We start from the raw sequence: 18,519 nt of genomic DNA, 5'->3' as shown, positions 1-18,519 counted from the left end.
TGAATATAAAGAGCCTTTGTAAAAATAGGAGCAAAACTTTGTTCGATTCCTATTGTAACGCAAGACTCAAGTGTGAAGGGCAGAGCTATGTGACGGGAAATTATCGTTAAAAAACGCGATATTGTCCAGTTATGCAGTAAAAAAACACATAAAATAGCGGTGAGGTCTATTTTTGATCAGCTGTAAACCTTTTTTCGTTGGGTTTATTTCTTGTTTGCTTTTCAATTTGTTACAAACTTAAGTCGTGTCAATACGTCCTGTTTACTGGGTTCTCCAATTAATGAGAGGGACTTTTGTTCTTGTCCTTGAGCATTTATGAAGAGTAAGGCGGGTGGGCCAAAAATGTGAAAGTGTTTCATAAATGCTTTGTTATCCTTGGTATTATCGGTGACATCTACTCGTACCAGTTGAACTTGTTTGAGTAAGGGTTGTATCTCTTTTGCTTGAAAGATTTCATGTTCCAGTATTTGGCAACTAATGCACCAGTCAGCATAAACATCTAACACGATGGGGCGCGTATCACCATTGTCAATCACAGATTGCAATTCTGATAGGTTGTGGATAGTAGTTTTAAAAGGGACGGCTTGAGTCTGATGGCTTGTCACACTTTTAATAGGCGTTAGCGGAGAGTTGGCATCGGTTGTGCCTCCATATAGCTCTACCGCCCCAATGAATGTAAAGAGAAGGGCAAAAAACCAACGAACAGGGTGTGAGTTGTTCATTTTTATTTGGTGCCAAAAGTAGCTGGCGATTCCTAGTGCTAGCGCCCCCCATAAAAACAATTCAATGCTGGCTGGTAACCAGCGAACTAACAGCCAGATCGCAATGGATAGCAGACCAAACCCCATGATGGCTTTTATGTCATTCAGCCAGGGGCCGCTTTTAGGAAGTATTTTGGCGCCAAACAGGCCCACTAACAAAAGAGGGATGCCCATGCCAAGCCCCATTACGAATAGTATGAGGGCTCCATACCAAATATCACCTTGGCTTGAAATGTACAGTAACACTCCTGCCATTGGGGCGGATAAACAAGGAGAAACGACTAATGTGGCAAGAACACCTGCCAGAAATGTATTCAGCGTTGAGCTAACACTGGTGTGGCGATTATTATTCGTTTGCTGTAAGCGTGTTTGCCAAGCGGCGGGCAGGCGTAATTCAAAGACACCAAACATAGACAAGGCTAAGAGAATAAATAAGGCGGCGCTAATGCTTAATATAATAGGGCTTTGTAATTGTGCTTGTAGATTTAACCCTATGCCAAAGGCACCAGCTAATGCGCCAATGGCGCTATAGGTTAGAGCCATGGCGAGTACGTAGATGGCACTGTAATAAAAGGCTCCTAGTCTGGAGCGGCGAGTACCTACAACAATGGCGCTAACAATGGGTACCATTGGCAAAACACAAGGTGTGAAAGAGAGCAATAGGCCAAATACAAACACGGCGAACAGAGCGACCCCAAAAGAGCTTTCCATTATTGTTTGGCTAATCGAATTGGCTTGTGACAAGGTTACTTGGCTAGCATCCGACTTGTTAACAGGACTGTTTTGTATTGCCTGTGATTGTGCGGAGGGCTGACCTTTTATGGGCTTGGGAACGGTGAACTCAATAGGAACTGTTTGTGGTGGATAGCAAAGCCCTTTGTCTGCACAGCCCTGGTAATGCAATTTGGCATGGATGATCGTGCCTGGTGCTAATGTGGTTTTATAAGAGATAGGTAGAAAAAGAGAATGTTTATATATAATAACTTTGCCAAAATAAGGGTCGGTTTTGTGTTCGCCATCTGGGAATTGAGTAATCTCCAGTTTGTCCGCTTGAGGACCAGAAAGTGAAATACGACTCTGGTATAAATAATAACCGTTAGCAATGTTCCAGTGGGCGACCAATTTGCCGTTTTGAGAGGTATCGAAAGACAGTTGAAAAGCGTCTTGTGCCTTTAAAAATGAGGGTTCAAAACTGCTTTGAGGGGCGTTGAAATTAAAGGCATAGGCTGTGCCTTGAAGAAAGAGTAAAACAAATAGACAAATTAATCGCATAACAATCTACATAGAATGAGTTGAACGCGTGACTTTATTCCTTCACGCTGACAGTCTATATAGACTATCAATCCTTGCAGAAGTTGCTAGTTAAAAGGGGTTAAATTGAAAATAAAAACATTATTTTTATTATTTTCAGTGGTTTACCTTGTTGGTTGCCAAGAAAATATTAAACAGACAACACAAAACTCTCCGATTTCAGAGTCCAATAAAGCGGTCAGCCCAAGTAACAAAAAGGGCCAACCGAAAACGCACCAATACAGTAAGACGAAGCTTAGTCCCTATAAAACAGTAACAGCTCGTCTTATTTGGAAAGGGGAGCGGGCATTAGCAGAAAATCGTTTGCTTACACCTGTGGATGATAATGCCAACTTATATTTTCAAACGGCGCTTGGTCGTGACCCCGGTAACTATAAGGCGACAATGGGTATTAAAAAGATTGTTGATACCTATATTGACTGGGCTTGGCGGGCGGCGATTCAAGGGCGTTATAAGCAGGCTACGACTTACCTTAATTCTGCTGGCTCGGTTAATCCTGAAGATCCAGTTATTAATGAGATGAAGGATCGCATTGATGGACTTAAAAAACGTCGTCAGCAAGTAGTATCTCAACGAGTAGAGCCTGCTCGGACTCCGACGGATAGTCAGCATAAGGTAACGAATACCTCTGAAAAGATGGTTAAAAAAGTGCAAAAAGCTAAAAATGGTCAATACTTTTTGCCAAAAAACCTATTTAGTTTGAGTGATGACGAGATACTTGCGAAAATACAACCGATAATTGACAAAGTGGCAAAAGATAAAAGTGAAATCGTCATCTATTGGCCAAATGATAAACAAGCGCGTTTGCTGTATCAGATTATTAACAGTCGAATCAGTGAGTTTAGAGTGCATGCTATGATCTATCATCGCAGCGACTATTTAATAGAATTACAAAAGGATTAAGGTGAGGTAATGGCGAGTATGATGCATAAGTTTGGCTCGATGTTTAGAGGACAAGAGCGCTCTCCGTGGTTGTGGAAGGTCGTGTTAGGAGTGATCCTATTATTGGTCATCGTGCTTACTGTGATTGGTATGTATTGGAGTAATGAGCCAGCTCAGTTTGATGTTAATAAAGTGGCTAGAGAAACAGCGACTGAGCATGGTTATGACCCCAACAAGCCTTTGGTGGTTGGCTATACAATCGGCAGTACATTGCACGAGTTAGTGAGTACCTTGTTGAATAAGCCGGGTGGTTATATTTCAAATGATGTCATGCCACCGGGTGTGTTTATGGACAACATGCCTTCTTGGGAGTTTGGGGTGTTAGTTCAGGTTCGAGATTTATCTCGGGCAATGCGTAAAGAGTTTAGTCGTTCGCAGTCGCAATCAACAGAAGATGTGAATCTAAAAGTCGCAGAGCCTCAATTTAATTTTGATAACAAAAGCTGGGCATTACCTTCTAGTGAGAGTGAATACCGCCGTGGTAATAAAGAGTTGATGGATTATCTAAATCGGCTGGCAGGTACGTCAGGTTCTGGTAATCCAGCGAAGTTTTATGCGCGTGCGGATAACTTGGTGGATTGGTTGTCTGATGTGAATACTCGCCTTGGTAGCTTGGCACAACGCTTATCGGCAAGCGTTGTTGATGAGAACATGACGCCTGCTGGGGTATCAGATGAAGATGCTGCCGGTGGGGGGCATCAACGGGCGTATCATCGTACTCCTTGGATGCAAATAGATAATGTGTTCTATGAAGCTCGTGGAACAACTTGGGCGTTACTTGAGATTTTACGAGCCGTTGAAGTAGACTTTGCGCCGACCTTAAAAGATAAAAACGCTTTGGTTAGCCTAAGACAGATTATTCATGAATTAGATGCGACTCAAGACACCGTATGGTCGCCGATGATCCTCAATGGTAGTGGTTTTGGTGTGTTAGCAAATCACTCTTTGGTGATGGCATCTTATATTTCTCGTGCCAATGCGGCTTTGATTGATTTGCGTCGATTGTTGCAGCAGGGCTAGTATCTGTCCCTAGCACTTAAGGAGTCCATGGTGTTTAGTCTACGTGTTGCGACCATTGATGATGTGCCTGATATTTTGGCCATCTACCGGCAAGGCGATGACTTTGCTTTGTCTGGTGATCGCAATAAAGATATTAACCTGATAGACGTTATGGAGTGGGTTGAAAGTGCCACACCAGAGCGTCCCATGTTTGTCGTGAGCGCTGGGGGAGAGGTTATTGGTTGGGGCGCATTAGAGCCCTTTTACGGTTTGCCATCGTTTGATATGGCTGCAGAAGTAAGTGTTTATTTGTTGCCTCAATGGCGAGGAAAAGGTGCGGCAGCGGCGTTTATACAATACCTGGCCGATCATAAAGACGCACTGCACTTTTCTCATCTGGTGGCGTATATCTACGCGAGAAATACGCTCAGCCTACGATTTTTCAAAAAGCAGGGCTTTGAGTCTTGGGGGGTGCTTCCCAAGATAGCTTCATGCCAAGAGCTCCAAGAAGATGTGTTCCTGCTAGGGAGAGTGTTTTGCTAAACGCTCTCCCTTCGTTTTAGTCTATTCTTGTTCTTCTTAAGCCTATTTTTGACACTATATTGGCGTTGTCATCTATCACATAGGTTCAAAAACGGATCCAAAGCTTGGTACAAACAGCTTGTTATACATGCGGCTGGCGTAGTCGTCTGTCATGGATGACATATAGTCACAGATAATTCTCATACCATCATGCCCTTTTTCATGGGTTGTCTGATGCCACTCTTTGGCGATTTCTTTCGGTAATAATCGAATTGGGTCAGCAGCTAATGCTTCAAACATTTCTAAGAGCATTTGCTGGCCTTTATACACCAACATTTGCACTTCTGGCTTTTGAATAATGTGTCGCATTTCAAACGCTTTTAATAACGCCAGTGCTTGACGTTGACCTTCGGGTAAAGTGACCTGGTAACGCAATAAAGGATGCTCGAAGGAAGCATTTTCTTCGACTTGGCAAGAGGTGATGAACCAGCTAACCAAGCTGCCAATGGCCTCTTTTCTGAGATGACTTTCTCGACTAAATAATTGGCCGCGCAGTGTGGTGAGATTGCTATGAAAAAAAGAGGTTCCTAGATCCGCTAGTTTAGGCTCCAAATGCTCTAGCCACATTTCTTTTGTGACCATGCCAAGCACGATGGCATCTTCTAGATCATGAACTCCGTAAGCAATGTCATCGGCAAGATCCATTATACTGGTATCAAAACTGGCATGATTGGATTTAGCATGGGTATTAGGGGCGGGGCGGTATATCTCTTGAAATCGTGCTTTGTCGCTTGCGCTAAAAGGAGCAATAATCCAATCAAGCAAGTCTTGTTCTTCTTTATAGACGCATTTGGGTGGTGTCCATTGTGAGGCTTTGAATTGGCGGAGTCGTTCCGGTTTGGAGGGATAGTGCCCCACCACATCCTGATAGAGTACAGGGTATTTTAAGATACCGAGCAAGGACCTTCTGGTGACATCCATGCCATATGTTGGTGAGTAAGAGCCGCGCTTACCTAAAATTCTCAGGGATTGTGCATTACCCTCAAAACCGCCGTTATTTTGCATCATAAAATTCAGCGCGACTTCCCCACCGTGACCAAAAGGTGGATGGCCAATGTCATGGCTTAAACAAACGGTTTCTATTAAGGCATCTTCTGCAAGCCAAGTCTGAAAGTCAGCGTTTGCCGGGGAGCTGTGCCTTAGTTGATGGACGATACCATTACCAATTTGCGCAACTTCGAGCGAGTGAGTTAAGCGTGTTCGACTGTAGTCATTTTGGCGGATGGCTAGAATTTGTGTTTTAGATTGCAAGCGACGAAAAGCAGCACTGTGAATGATCCGAGCGCGATCTCGTTGGTAAGGGGTTCTATAATCGTTTTCTCTGGCGGGTTTGGGACCTGATTGTCTTTCATACCAAGGTAACAGTGAATAGTCTTCTTTCATCATGCTCATAATTTATTATCTAAGGAATGATCAGTCTTTCATTAAAACACGACTTAGGTCAATGCTCTGAATGATGGGCTTCGTATAATAACCTTACTATAAGGAATCGTTATGCTTAATACACATCATTTAGAAACATTTAAAACACTGGTTGAAACAGGCAGCTTTACGCAAACAGCACAGCGCTTGGGGTTAACACAGCCAGCGGTAAGTCAGCATATTAAGAAGCTCGAGCAAGGACTTGGGGCAACTTTGTTGGTGCGTCATGGGCGAACGACAGAGTTGACTGCAGCGGGAAAAGTTCTGGTTCAGCATATTAATGAGCTGGAAAACTGCTATGCACGCTTTATTAGTCAATGGGATAAGCGTATTGCTGGTTCGAAAAAAGAAATGGATCAGTTGGCTGTTGGCTGATAGGGGCTATAGTAGATGTCGTTTTACCGTATGGTTTGGTTAAACGACATCGGTATTTAGTCTGTTATTGCTGCGCGGTTGGAATCAGGTTGCCAATGTGCAATCCACATTCTTTATGCTCAGATTCTTCCCACCACCAACGGCCTTCGCGTTCATGCTGGTTTGGTAGGATTGGTCGTGTGCATGGCTCGCAGCCAATACTGGTAAAGCCCTTGGCATGAAGCTCGTTATAGGGTACATCAAACATTTTGATGTAGTTCCATACGTCCTCAGATGACCAATTGGCCAATGGGTTGAACTTATAAAGCGGCTTGTCTTCTTTACTAAAAGCGCTATCTAGTTCAGCGAAAGCGAGCACGTTGCGAGTGCCTGGGCTTTGATCTTTGCGTTGGCCCGTCACCCATGCATCAACTTGTGCAAGTTTACGTTTTAATGGCTCGACTTTGCGTATACCGCAACATTCTTTGTGGCCGTCTTCGAAAAAGCTAAATAGCCCTTTCTCTTTGGTGAAGTGTTCTAACGCCTCTCGATCTGGAGACATAATGTCAATGTCAATCTGATAATGTTTGCGGACTTGTTCAATAAAGCGATACGTTTCTGCGTGCAGTCGCCCTGTGTCTAAAGAGAACACTTGAACATTTTTCTTGGCTTTTACTGCCATATCAATGAGTACAACATCTTCTGCGCCACTAAACGAAATGGCAATGTTATCGAATGCTTTTAAGGCATTGTGGAGGATTTTTTGTGCTTGGTCTTCATCATTGTTGGCAATAAAAGACGCTAAATCAAAAGTAGACATAGGATTGTTAACCGTCGTCAAATGTATGTTGGGTCTACCATATCAAGTTGTGTGTTGTATGCAAAATACGAAAGCACACTAACCTTATTCTTTGTGTATATTTTGATAATCAGTTAGCAATATTGATATTTTTATATTGAGCTAAGGTCTCGTAAAGGCCATACAGAATGCCTGCTGTGACACCCCATATGCGAATATCTTGGTAATCTATTTCAAAGTAGCCACGCGAAACATTGCCGAGTTTCTTTTTACGAAAGCGATAATTGCTGGGCGTAAGGAGATGGCTGAGTGGTACCCAATGAACCGATTTGACTTCGTCTTCGCATAAGCTCATTTTACTGAGTCGAGTCATTTCGGCGATAATGGGCTTGATGCAAAACCCCGAAATAGTACAGTACTCACCCAGCTCGCCAATCAGATCAAAACAATCTGGGGCAAGGCCGATTTCTTCAAAGGTTTCACGCAATGCTGTGTATTGAATGCTGGCATCTGTCGGGTCATGCTTGCCACCGGGGAAAGCTATTTGTCCTGGATGATTGCGCATATGAAGGGCGCGTTTGGTAAGTAGCACATACAATTGTTCATCGTCTGGATTTTGCCAAATAGGGATCAGGACGGCGGCTGAACGGTATTTTAATTTGTATGCGCTTGGTGATAAGTCTTTGTCTGGATTGTAAATAGGATGAACATCTTGGGTGTGGTCTAATGCTGTACGTATCTCATCCATAGAGGGTTGAAGGGGTAAGGCGTCTAAAAACTGCGATATATTGGGCATAATACGGCCTACTTCAAAAAAACATGTTCAAGAGTATGGGTCAACTTACCTACCTTGGTAAAGGTTTCTTGGTATTCCGCTTCGCAGATTGAATCCGCGACAAGTCCACCACCAGCCCAACAGTGTATATTTCCCTGATCGGCCACGAGAGTTCGGATGGTAATGCTTGAGTCCATTTGGCCATTGGCGCTGAAATACACGATGGAACCGCAGTAGGCGGAGCGTTCATCTGGTTCAAGCTCATCAATAATTTGCATGGCTCTTATTTTTGGGGCGCCGGTGATAGAACCGCCAGGAAAGCTTTCATGAAAAACATGAATAGCTTGGTCTCGCGAGTCTATGCAGCCTTCAACAGTCGATACCAAATGATGAACATTGGCGTAACTTTCAAGAGCAAATAGAGATGGCACTTTAATGCTGCCAGTTAGACAGGTGCGGCCAAGGTCATTCCTCAATAGGTCAACAATCATAAGGTTTTCTGCACGATCTTTCTTTGATTTTAGTAAGGTATCGGCATTTTTTTTATCTGCTTGAGGTGTTTCGCCTCGGGCAATTGTGCCTTTTATCGGCTTGGACTCAATTCGGCCTTTATCGCAGAGTAGGAAGCGCTCTGGTGAATGGCTTAATATCGCTTGGTCTGGTGATAGAGCTAAATAGGCTGAAAAAGGGGTGGGGCACACCGCTCTTAACTGTTGGTAAGCGGTGAATGGGTCTCCATGGTAGGTACTCGAAAAACGCTGTGCTAAATTGACTTGGTAGCAATCCCCCGCTTGAATATAGGCTTTTACCTGATTAAATTTTTTCGCGTAAGAAGAGGCGCTCATATTCGATGTGAATCGACTATGCAACCTAAACTCTGAGGCCTCTTTTTGGTGGTTATCTTTTTCTTGATGTTGTGTTTTTTCTAATAGAGAAAGGATTGAGTTTGATTCTTCAAGAGAACACCAAGGGGTGATGATTAACTGAGTGCTACGACGAGGGTGGTTTGTCACAACAGTCCAGCCATACAGACCGAGGCTGAGTGTATCAAGTTGTATGTCGTGATTAACTGAGTCGGGCAGTTGCTCAACATAGTGACCACTTTCATAGCCATAATACCCTAGTAATCCGCCAATAAATGGGAGGTCTGTGGGGGCATTTTTCGTCCAATCTTCCTGTACAATGTGGGTATATAGCTCGTTGAGAAGCGCCATCGGGTTATCTGTGTCACTGAGTCTGTATAATACCTGATCACGCCAATCGATTAATGTGTTATGGGACTTGGGGTGAATGCGAGCAAGTGGATTGGCGACGAGTATGTCGAATTGGGTATCTGGAAAATGTTCATGGTTGCTGTCCAGTATGGCAGGGTAGGGTAAGTGTCTTATTGCTTGGAAGAAGGGCAATAATGAACTCTGATATGGTAGGTCTATCAGTGTTATTTCTGGCATAATAAGGCAACCGCTCGTGTAAAAAAATATTGTAGTCTTTAATAGGGGCTCATACAGGGTTATTACAAGTGTCTGATGTATTTTTTCTTTCTTTAAAGAATGGTCGTATTGCCTATCGTCTCTATGAAAATCCCGAGGCGGATACAGATCGAGCCTGTTTAATGTTGCATGGCGCTGGAGTCGACGGAGATATTACGTATTCACCTATGTTGCCATTTTTAAAGAAATGGCGGCGTATTCTTATACCTGACTTAAAAGGTATGGGAGCGTCTTACCACCATGGTGGTAAAGAAGCCCCCGTGACTATTACTGAGCTGACAAGCGAAGTTGAGGCACTTTTACTGTCCTTGGATTGGCGTGAGTTTGACATGGTGGGGTATTCTTTAGGCGGTCTGATTGCGCTTAACCTTAATCATCACCGAGTAATGGCTGGGTTATCATCAGTAAAAATGGTGTTACTTGAACCTGCTTCTCTTGATAGGGAGGACCTTCAATCACTGATTGAGGTGCGTAAAAAGTATCGCCAAGCCTCTCAAACGATTCGTGAAACGGGTGATGTTGAGCTGGGAGTGGCTAATTTTATGAACACGGTCTCGCCCAATCGTCGCAAGAATCCAGCCGCTGAGTCGACAACACAATCTCGTCTGGCTCATCGTCCATTGGGTTTTGCTTTTGCTTTGGATGCGGTAACAAATCATGTGGAAGTCATTGCGGCAGCCCCTGAGTATAGGCAGGCCATGATCGAAGCTGCGAAAGAGGTGTATTTGCTCTCTGGGGAGTTAAGCAGCGACTCTCTCAAAGACCATTATCAATTGTTGAGTGAGCGCTACGAGGGCTGGCGTCATAAGGTGTTCAGTGGCTGTGACCATTCGTTGCCTTTCCAAAAACCACGACAAATTGCCAAACTTATTGATAAATGGTTTTTCCCCTCCTAGCATGTTGTGAGGGCGATTTGTAAACAAGAATATTACTGAGTTGGAGACAAGGAGGTTTCCGCATGTATCAACCCCATCAGCATGGTTTTGCTTTCATTGAAGTATTGTGTGTGCTCGCCATTCTATCCATTTTGTCTTTTTTTGGTGCCACTCACTTTTTTGTCTATCAAAAAGAGCATCAAGACAGACAGATGTTACAGGATGACATGGATAGTTTGTCTGAAGCATTGCTTGAAGCCCGCCAGATGGCGATTAAATCTGGGGCAATGAGTTTTGTGTGTGGAGGTGAGGATTGTAGTGGGATATGGTCCTCAGGGTTTGAAGTTCGACAGCGAGAAGGTTATGCCAAAGAATATCGGCGGGTACAATTCGATCATGATGTAAGCGTTCATTGGCAAGGGTTCCCCTCGAATAAGTCTCGTATTGAGTTTCTTCCTAATGGTCTGTCTAGCTACCAGAATGGTACTTTTGTATTTTGTTTGGGTCGTTGGACCGCTAACATTGTTCTGAATCAAAGTGGGCGTTTTTATCGTTCTAAAGTTCGTCGAACAGGTGAGTCATGTGTGTAATATTCGCCATGGACAGGGTTCGAGCGACCTCTTCTAAATTTTCCTGCTCTAAAAAGGGCCCTCAAAGCCGATTTACGCTATATCAACGCCGATATGCTCGAAGTCGGCAAGCGGGTTGGATAATCTTCGAAATACTGATAAGTCTCGCTTTATTAGGGTTGGTACTGACGTTAGCTCAGCGTCAAGCCATTGTGCAATGGCAAACCATTGAGCATTCTGAAGCTAACCAGATAAAACGTGAAAATCGTTCCAGAGCCGATGCAATGGTAAGCCTGACTGGTCAGGACACTTGGCGAGAACATGTTGGCTTCTCTTCTTCATATAGACAGACTTACCCACTTTGCCAGCATTGTTCTGGCGAGGGGCTGCAGCAGTGGTTTGATGCCGCACAAAGTGCTTCGTTGGATACTTTCGCGGGTGGTAAGGAAGAACGGCGGTATGAATAAGCGATATAGGTTGCGTGGCGGTTTGTTGCTTGAGGTGATGGTAGCCTGTGCTTTGATGACTATTATTGTCCCTTTGATCGGCCGAGCTATCTGGCAACTTCAAGCGCGTGATGCACTAGCGAGTACGTATGCAGAGCAAGACACTTTTTCCTCTGCATTAGCGTCTCAGTTTACCGCGCAATGGTCACGCCTTCGTCCTGCGGGCTGTTCTCCGAATGAGCATAGTCAATTACGGATTGGTAAGGGTGGGGAGGTGCCTAAACGTTTGCAGAGGCGAGATGTGGATGATCATTCCGATTGGCTACAAGCGACGGACAGTGGTGCTTGTCGACTTTCGATTCGATCATTGCATAGTCCTTTAACGTTAACCAATGAATGTGGTTTTTCGACAGGTGAAAGGGCGAATGTATCGACATGTTTGGGAAATGTTAATGCTCGCGTCACTCGGGTATCTGCACAGAGTACAACCTTTCAACTGTCTTCATTAACTGTGATGCCCACAGACTCAAATAAGGCTGTTTCTTTAGTAGGCCAGACGGGAGTATTGGAAAGTCGAGCCCCTTTTTATTGGTACGTGGGGCCGGGGAAAAATCATCAGCCCGCATTTTGGCGTACGCCGGTTTTTAGTGGGCGCTCGCTGGCACTTTGGTTGGGTCTAAAGAGACTTGCTGTGTTTCCTTTACTGGATGACAATCAGGACGGTAACGTGGATGCGATTGATAAAGACTATGGTACCTATGATATGAACAAGGTATTAGGATTGTGGGTGGAATATCTTTATCAGTTAAATGATTGTGAGGTGGCAAAGACAGCACAAATTCAACGAACTTACCACTCGATGCGCGGAGAACAATGGCACTATAACGCTCCCTGCGAAGGCGTTGCCAATACCATTGTGGTGTTTACTGGCTAGAGGTTGGATAAGGTAGAAAAGCAAAGGAGGTAGTGTGCAAAGTCGGTTCATCTGTCATCAAGGAGGTTGGGTTTCATTGCCTATTATTGTGTTTTTGGTTGTGGTGGCAGGAGTATCCTTTGCCTATCAGAAACGCTTGCAAACCCACTTAGCGTGGCGTGGAAAGCGGCAAGAAATCGATCAGAATCAGCGACTTTGGCAAGCTTTCTCTGAACAAGTAGTACAGCATATCGCCTTGTCATCGGCGCAAAAAAGCTCCTGTCCAGGATTTTGTGCGTTGGCAAATAACGACTCTGTTTCTCATTACAGCTTGTGGCGTTATAAAAGGGCACGGCTCCACTATCAATTTGATCAGATAGCATTAGGTGCGAACACACATTTTTATCGATTATGTGCTCATAAAATTAACACCATACATCAAACGACGTATTTGATTCACCTTCGATATCATTGTTGGTGGTGGCACAACCATCACATCGTTAGTCATGGTTTTGTCACCGTGACAAAATGATTTGTCTGAGTGTTTATTAATTTTTTTGTTTATGGAACAGTTGTAAGTGTTCTTTTGTGCAAAAAGCATGAGCATCTTGGTCGTGAACGGCATGTGAGCGAGGCACATAGGTTCGACATTGCTCGCAACGAACCATGGGTTCTTCATCGTTTGTAGTATGGCTTTTCTTAGGCTGATTCACTTTTGAGGTGGCTTTTGCTCGGTTAAAAGCAATGAATTGGCGATATATCCACCAGCCAATAAGGAAAACTGCAATAAAAACGATCAAACGTACGATCATATACTTTACCTAGGTTGGGTAATTCCAGACAATAAGATGCATATTCTAACAGAGTTTACGAGATAGCAACTGTATGACATTACGAATCGCAATGGCACAGCTAGATATGCTAGTTGGTGACATCACAAAAAACACTCAAGCTGTTATTGATGCGGCCAACCAAGCCCGTGATATAGAACAAGCTGATGTGATCGTTTTTCCAGAATTAACGCTCACTGGTTATCCTCCTGAAGATTTACTGTTGCGCCCAAGTTTGGATGGCCGTGTCGAATCTGCTTTATTAAAGATTCTTGATGAGGTTCAGGGGATTTATGTTGTTGTTGGTTACCCCCGTCGCATTGATGGTGACTTGTTTAACTGTACAGGTGTTATCTATGAAGGAACGTTGCTGGGGGAATATGCTAAGCAAGAACTGCCAAACTTTTTAGTATTTGATGAAAAACGCTATTTTAGTGAAGGTCGAGATGCCTGCATTGTGGACATTAAAGGGGTTAAATTTGGCTTAACCATTTGCGAAGACATCTGGCACCCAGGTCCCATTGCACAAGCTAAAGAGGCGGGTGCTGAACTCATTCTAAACTTAAATGCATCGCCGTTTCATATTGAAAAAATGGGCCAGCGTGAAGCCTTGCTTCATCAGCGAGCGACGGAAGTGAGCTTGCCCATTGTCTATGTTAACTATATGGGAGCCCAAGACGAATTAGTCTATGAAGGCGGCTCTTTTGTGGTGAATGCGCGCGGTGAGAAAGTATCGCAAGCCCCTTGGTTTGAAGCAGGCTTATACTGTGTTGATGTGATCGTTGATGAAAGCCAACCGAATAAAGTTATGCCGGTGGCTGGAGACATTTCGCCAGCACTGGATGTTGAAGCCAGTGTTTATCAAGCGATGGTTCTAGGGCTGCGTGATTATATTAATAAAAATCGCTTTAAAGGCATTGTGCTTGGCTTGAGTGGGGGAATTGACTCCGCCTTGTCCTTGGCGGTGGCGGTGGATGCCATTGGCGCAGACCGTGTTCAGGCAGTGATGATGCCCTATACTTACACTTCTTCTATGAGTTTAGAGGATGCTGAAGAAGAGGCAAATTTATTGGGTGTGAAGTACAGTGTGTTGCCTATTGAGCCTATGGTGTCCGCATTTAGCGATGCTCTAGCACCTGAGTTTGCTGGTTTTTCTAAAGATACGACAGAAGAAAACTTGCAAGCACGTACTCGTGGCGTGGTTTTAATGGCTATTTCCAACAAAAAAGGCTTGATGGTGCTGACAACTGGCAACAAAAGTGAAATGGCGGTTGGTTATGCAACGCTTTATGGGGACATGGTTGGTGGTTATTCAGTTTTGAAGGATGTCTTTAAAACGCTCGTTTTTAAACTATGCCGTTACCGTAATTCATTGGGCTACGTGATCCCTGAGCGTGTGATTAGTCGTCCACCCTCGGCAGAGTTAGCACCCGATCAAGTCGATGAAGATTCTTTGCCAAGCTATGATGTGCTTGATGAAATTCTGCACATGTACATTGAAAAAGATTTGAGTGCCGAGGCTATTTTGGCGACGAAGCAGTTTGATCGCGACACCGTCTATCGCGTTTTGCGTCTTGTCGATGTGAACGAATACAAGCGCCGTCAAGCGCCAACAGGGGTGCGTATCACGGCGCGAGGTTTCGGACGAGATCGTCGTTATCCGATAACGAATGGCTGGCACATCGGCGACTAGCATAGTCAATGCGTTGAGTTAATCGCTCTTCATCGTTTTTCCTAAAAAGGAAGGGTTATTCGGCCTTTCGCTCGTTTTGTTTATTCAAGTCGAAGCTAAAGGTTAATGCCTCACTCAATGGGACTGGGTGGCAAAGGTAGTAACCCTGTATCTTTTCTACTCCCAAGTATTTTAAAGTATCTGATTCTTCTTGGGTTTCAACACCTTCTCCCAGTACTTTACTATTGGTTTCTTTGGCAAAGCTGGTTAAGGCGGTGATCAACGCTCGACGGCCATTATCTGCGTTGACATTACTAATTAAACTTCGATCTAGTTTGATGATGTCTGCTTGTAATTCTAGGATATGATGAAAGCTGGCGAATCCGGCACCAGCATCATCAACAGCAAGTCGCATGCCTCTTCTTCGGAAAGGCTTCAGAGCTTCCTGAAAGGCTCGATAATCATCGATGACTTCTCGCTCTGTAACTTCTAACACGATTCGATGAAGTGGTGCTGTATCAAATAACTCACGAAAGCGCTCAGAGTATAAGTGCTTAGGTGAGATGTTTAGAGTGATATAAAAGCAATCAGGGATGTATTCAAGATGCTTAAGAGCCGTTTCAATGGCAAACATCTCAAGTTCTTCACCAAGTCCTGCTTGCTCTGCTAAGTCAAACCAATAGTCCGGTGATTGAATGGGCTCGATATTGAAACGTGATAAACATTCAAATCCTAGAACGCGCTTTTTAACAATATCGTATATGGGTTGAAACACGATAGAGAGTAGTTGGTTCTGAAAGATAGTGGTGATCTGGTTGCGTAATGTTTGTTTGATAGTATTTTGCTTTATTCTTTCTTCTAAATTACGAGCGGCGACCTTAGCAAATAGCTTCATCAAAGATAAGTCTTTTAGAGATAGCGTAGGATCAGGCTTTTCGCTGAAACAGCACAGTGTGCCATACACTGACTCATCAGAGAAAACAATCGGTACGCCAATATAGCTGCCGATATTGAGTTGATGGGTGATGCTGAGGTGTTTAGTAATATCGTTGAGAGATGTATCTGGAATGATTTCTGGTAAAATCTTGTCAACGATTAACTGGCAATAGGTATTCTCACATAGATCAGTATGGCCACTTTTAAGAGCCGTTTCGTTATCATGATTGATATCGATCTGGTATATTTCACGTTGACCATTATGAAAGCGAGAAAGAAAAGCAACATCCATCCCTAAATGAACACGTACCGCATTAATGAGGTAGTCGAGATCGTAGCTTGGGTCATGGGAGGTTATCGTGTTGGACGATTGTCCTGAGATGATACTAAGCATCGCTTGTTTTTGGGGCTCGATTAAATCGCTTTTATAATGTGGTCCCATACGGTGGCCTTACGTTGAAGTGCTGACGTGTTTCTTTGTGAGCGTATTGATTCTTGATTAGGTTGATTGTATAGGGATATTCACTAGCTTACTGTAAGAGTCTGTATTGATATGTAGGAAAATTATGACGGAAGTTGTCTTACTGAAAAGACCGTAAGGAGGCGTGTTTTACCTGTATGTAATGGAATGAATTTGCTCAATTATCGTTAAAAATGTAAAAAAAGTGTTTGTATGTACTTGTCACGTTCAATTTGTGTCGTTTTTTTGTATCCTATGCAAAGCTTTTAATTTGTAGGAATAAAATGTTTCGCTTTATCCTGATGGGGTTGTTGTTTGTGTCAAGTGCTGCCTTTGCTTCGCTATCTTCATGCGACATACATGACATGAACAGTTTGATTGCCTGTTTGAGCCATTCTGAGCGGCTGAAAATTGTACCTAAAACGATCAATAATGGACATTGGGTATATACCATTCAAGCAACGAAAGACAGCGACACGCCGAACGTATTTATCGCGACTTTATTGTCTTCATCGAGTGTGCACTATATTGATCGTCCTGTGGAGATGACCATTCGCTGTAAAGACAAGAAAGCCAACTTCCAAATTCACTGGAAAGGTGTGAAATTAAAAGAGGGCTCTCCTTCGGTTATTTACCACTTTGATAATGGGCCAAACCAGTCAGCGGAGTGGGATACTGCGCTAGGACGCCAATCTTTGGAAGTCTCTAAACCGATGGACTTTATTCGTGAGCTGGCTAAGTCAAAACAGTTTATGGTTCAGGCGACAACGGCGCATTCACCATCGGTCAATGCAGTCTTTAATACCTCAGGACTTGCCAATTTAATGCCAGTAATGAAGGGGCTTTGTTATTAGTATTATGGTTTCGTTATAAACTAAAACACCAGAAACTAATACTATAAGCACTGACTACATTCAGTTTTGATAAGGCAGGGAAGTCTTTTAATTTGACTTGTCCACCATTAAATTTTGGGCGAATGCCATTGATTCTGATTTTTCTTGATGTCAATGAGTCTGCCGTTATTTCATAACGTCTTTTCTTTGTTCCAAACCCCTGACACTGGATGATTTTGTGGCGTGCCGACATGTTAAGAATCATGAGAGTACACTTGCCTTCTTTTCGAGCACTGTGGCAGTAGACTAATACATCTGAGTCACTGCTTTTGACATCATAAACTTCTTTACCCATCAACTTCTTCCAAAGCCAACTAAGCCAGTAGTCAGGATTGAGTTTAAGAGATTGACGGTTAATCAGTGCATAATCTCCACCGATCAAGCTCTGCCTGATCATCACTTTTTGGCCAAGGCGCGCGCCCCTCCCTAGCTGATCGGCCCACCAAAAAGAAGAGGCAAAGCGATCGGACAGTTTGGCTTCCCCGCCGCACTGTGCTGAGCCTGTTTCACCTGTCCATATGTCTGCTTGTGGTTGATACTTGTTTCGATAGGTTGTGAGCTGTGTTAAATAGCGTTGAAAGTCCAGTAACGAGCGAGGTGATAAGGTGTTTCGTAGCGTAGCGGCGCGAGTGCGGATAGGAGAACGGCTGCTTTGAAAAGGATAGTAATGCCAGTCAACAATATCGAGCTTTTCGTTTAAAGAGGACAGAAAGCTTGGGGTGATGTTGCTAAAGGGTTTAATGGTTTCGCCTAATCTAGGCCAAAAAGCACTGCCAGGACCGGCTATTTTACTATTTGGGCTATGGTGTCGAATGGCACGAATAAAGGTGTCGTAATCTTTCGCAAGAAGACGAGCTCTGGGTTGAGAGGTGATGCCATGAAAAGCCCAGTAGGCATTGAGTTCATTGCCAAGCTCGCAAATAGCGATGTGCTGGTGGTTGTCTTGACTGTATTTGAGTAACTTGATGACCTCGTCAGCTTGCCAATGGCCATGTTGTTGGCGATTAAAAAGGCCATATTTAAATGTGAACATAAGGGAGAGTTCCAAGCGTTCACAGAACTTATGTAAGTCATCCCACATGGTTTTGCGTAATACCAAAGTATCGCTGGAGGTATTTGTTGTGTCAAAGTATTGGATATTGTCTGCCTCAGAGCCTCCAACCCTTAAATAGGCGGGTCCTAAGGTTTGTACTAATTTGTCCAACTTTCCAGGTTGCAGATTTAACGGTGGAATTTTTTTGGTCCCCAATCCCTGTTGGCTGCCGGTACTCCCTTCCCACCAGAAACCTCCTGCTAGAACAGAGATATCGATTGAAAAGGAAAGATACTTATCATCTACCTGAGTAATAGAGCCAGTCTGATTTAGGCTAATGATGACATTGTTATTTTGAGTTTTTGTCGTTTGACGCATTACGCCGCGCCGATAAGGCCAACGTATTAGCCGATTTCGTTTAAACAAGGAGTAAGCCTCCACATAGGCATTATTAGCT

General features: G+C 43.8%; 19 protein-coding genes. 11 read left to right on the top strand and 8 right to left on the bottom strand.

The features are described from left to right. Nucleotides 1-221: 221 nt before the first annotated feature. Entirely contained in the window at nt 222-2,033 is a 1,812-nt protein-coding gene (gene dsbD / locus MSP8886_RS09705; RefSeq protein WP_067015648.1) for a protein-disulfide reductase DsbD, read from the bottom strand. A gap of 105 nt (nt 2,034-2,138) precedes the next feature. Between dsbD and MSP8886_RS09700 the strand changes: the two genes are divergently transcribed. From MSP8886_RS09700 to MSP8886_RS09690, 3 genes are read left to right on the top strand one after another with little or no spacing between them, the layout of a single operon-like run. Next, entirely contained in the window at nt 2,139-2,975 is an 837-nt protein-coding gene (locus tag MSP8886_RS09700; protein WP_067015645.1) for a tetratricopeptide repeat protein, read from the top strand. Between the two features lie 18 nt (nt 2,976-2,993). After that, nucleotides 2,994-4,034, top strand: coding sequence for a DUF2333 family protein (locus MSP8886_RS09695; RefSeq protein ID WP_370737025.1), 1,041 nt, complete (start codon nt 2,994-2,996; stop codon nt 4,032-4,034). A gap of 27 nt (nt 4,035-4,061) precedes the next feature. After that, nucleotides 4,062-4,556: a GNAT family N-acetyltransferase gene (locus MSP8886_RS09690; protein ID WP_067015642.1), complete on the top strand. Its 495-nt coding sequence runs from the start codon at nt 4,062-4,064 to the stop codon at nt 4,554-4,556. A 75-nt stretch (nt 4,557-4,631) separates the two neighbouring features. Here MSP8886_RS09690 and MSP8886_RS09685 read toward each other — a convergent pair whose 3' ends face one another. After that, nucleotides 4,632-5,987: an anti-phage deoxyguanosine triphosphatase gene (locus MSP8886_RS09685; protein ID WP_083200892.1), complete on the bottom strand. Its 1,356-nt coding sequence runs from the start codon at nt 5,985-5,987 to the stop codon at nt 4,632-4,634. 102 nt (nt 5,988-6,089) lie between these two features. Here MSP8886_RS09685 and MSP8886_RS09680 point away from each other — a divergent pair, with 102 nt between their 5' ends. Next, nucleotides 6,090-6,392 (top strand): LysR family transcriptional regulator, encoded by a 303-nt coding sequence (locus MSP8886_RS09680; RefSeq protein ID WP_067015637.1) that lies wholly within the window; start codon nt 6,090-6,092, stop codon nt 6,390-6,392. 64 nt (nt 6,393-6,456) lie between these two features. On the opposite strand, the gene MSP8886_RS09675 is transcribed toward MSP8886_RS09680, so the two are convergent. The 3 genes from MSP8886_RS09675 to pabB form a co-directional block, all read right to left on the bottom strand. Continuing rightward, nucleotides 6,457-7,191, bottom strand: coding sequence for a phosphoadenylyl-sulfate reductase (locus MSP8886_RS09675; protein WP_067015634.1), 735 nt, complete (start codon nt 7,189-7,191; stop codon nt 6,457-6,459). 109 nt (nt 7,192-7,300) lie between these two features. Then, nucleotides 7,301-7,966, bottom strand: a complete 666-nt coding sequence (locus tag MSP8886_RS09670) for an NUDIX hydrolase (protein ID WP_067015631.1) — start codon at nt 7,964-7,966, stop codon at nt 7,301-7,303. 8 nt (nt 7,967-7,974) lie between these two features. Beyond that, nucleotides 7,975-9,396 carry an aminodeoxychorismate synthase component I gene (gene pabB / locus MSP8886_RS09665; protein WP_067015628.1) on the bottom strand — a complete coding sequence of 474 codons (1,422 nt, stop codon included), beginning with the start codon at nt 9,394-9,396 and terminating at the stop codon, nt 7,975-7,977. Between the two features lie 68 nt (nt 9,397-9,464). On the opposite strand from pabB, the gene MSP8886_RS09660 reads away from it, so the two are divergent. The 5 genes from MSP8886_RS09660 to MSP8886_RS09640 all read left to right on the top strand — a co-directional run bounded on the left by MSP8886_RS09660 (nt 9,465) and on the right by MSP8886_RS09640 (nt 12,770). Next, a complete protein-coding gene (locus MSP8886_RS09660; protein ID WP_067015625.1) occupies nt 9,465-10,331 on the top strand; it encodes an alpha/beta fold hydrolase in 867 nt (288 codons plus the stop codon). 62 nt (nt 10,332-10,393) lie between these two features. Continuing rightward, nucleotides 10,394-10,900, top strand: a complete 507-nt coding sequence (locus MSP8886_RS09655; protein ID WP_067015622.1) for a GspH/FimT family pseudopilin — start codon at nt 10,394-10,396, stop codon at nt 10,898-10,900. After that, nucleotides 10,891-11,346: a hypothetical protein gene (locus MSP8886_RS09650; protein ID WP_067015619.1), complete on the top strand. Its 456-nt coding sequence runs from the start codon at nt 10,891-10,893 to the stop codon at nt 11,344-11,346. Before MSP8886_RS09655 ends, MSP8886_RS09650 begins: the two co-directional genes overlap by 10 nt. Next, a complete protein-coding gene (locus tag MSP8886_RS09645; protein ID WP_067015616.1) occupies nt 11,339-12,259 on the top strand; it encodes a PulJ/GspJ family protein in 921 nt (306 codons plus the stop codon). Before MSP8886_RS09650 ends, MSP8886_RS09645 begins: the two co-directional genes overlap by 8 nt. Before the next feature lie 34 nt (nt 12,260-12,293). Then, on the top strand, nt 12,294-12,770 hold the full coding sequence (locus MSP8886_RS09640) for a hypothetical protein (RefSeq protein WP_067015614.1): 477 nt from the start codon (nt 12,294-12,296) through the stop codon (nt 12,768-12,770). A 16-nt stretch (nt 12,771-12,786) separates the two neighbouring features. Here the strand turns inward: MSP8886_RS09640 and MSP8886_RS09635 are convergent, their stop codons facing one another. Further along, on the bottom strand, nt 12,787-13,050 hold the full coding sequence (locus MSP8886_RS09635; protein WP_067015611.1) for a PP0621 family protein: 264 nt from the start codon (nt 13,048-13,050) through the stop codon (nt 12,787-12,789). Nucleotides 13,051-13,123: 73 nt separating this feature from the next. On the opposite strand from MSP8886_RS09635, the gene MSP8886_RS09630 reads away from it, so the two are divergent. Then, nucleotides 13,124-14,761 carry an NAD+ synthase gene (locus MSP8886_RS09630; RefSeq protein WP_067015608.1) on the top strand — a complete coding sequence of 546 codons (1,638 nt, stop codon included), beginning with the start codon at nt 13,124-13,126 and terminating at the stop codon, nt 14,759-14,761. Between the two features lie 55 nt (nt 14,762-14,816). Here the strand turns inward: MSP8886_RS09630 and MSP8886_RS09625 are convergent, their stop codons facing one another. Continuing rightward, nucleotides 14,817-16,118 (bottom strand): EAL domain-containing protein, encoded by a 1,302-nt coding sequence (locus MSP8886_RS09625; RefSeq protein WP_083200891.1) that lies wholly within the window; start codon nt 16,116-16,118, stop codon nt 14,817-14,819. 302 nt (nt 16,119-16,420) lie between these two features. Between MSP8886_RS09625 and MSP8886_RS09620 the strand changes: the two genes are divergently transcribed. After that, entirely contained in the window at nt 16,421-16,990 is a 570-nt protein-coding gene (locus MSP8886_RS09620) for a hypothetical protein (protein ID WP_067015605.1), read from the top strand. A 13-nt stretch (nt 16,991-17,003) separates the two neighbouring features. Here the strand turns inward: MSP8886_RS09620 and MSP8886_RS09615 are convergent, their stop codons facing one another. Then, nucleotides 17,004-18,440 carry a glycosyl hydrolase family 79 N-terminal domain-containing protein gene (locus MSP8886_RS09615; protein ID WP_067015602.1) on the bottom strand — a complete coding sequence of 479 codons (1,437 nt, stop codon included), beginning with the start codon at nt 18,438-18,440 and terminating at the stop codon, nt 17,004-17,006. Nucleotides 18,441-18,519: the final 79 nt, after the last annotated feature.

The sequence above is a fragment of the Marinomonas spartinae genome (assembly GCF_900089775.1).
Taxonomy (GTDB): Bacteria; Pseudomonadota; Gammaproteobacteria; order Pseudomonadales; family Marinomonadaceae; genus Marinomonas; species Marinomonas spartinae.
The sequence above is the reverse complement of the archived record's forward strand: the minus strand, read 5'-3'. Positions and strand labels throughout refer to the sequence as shown.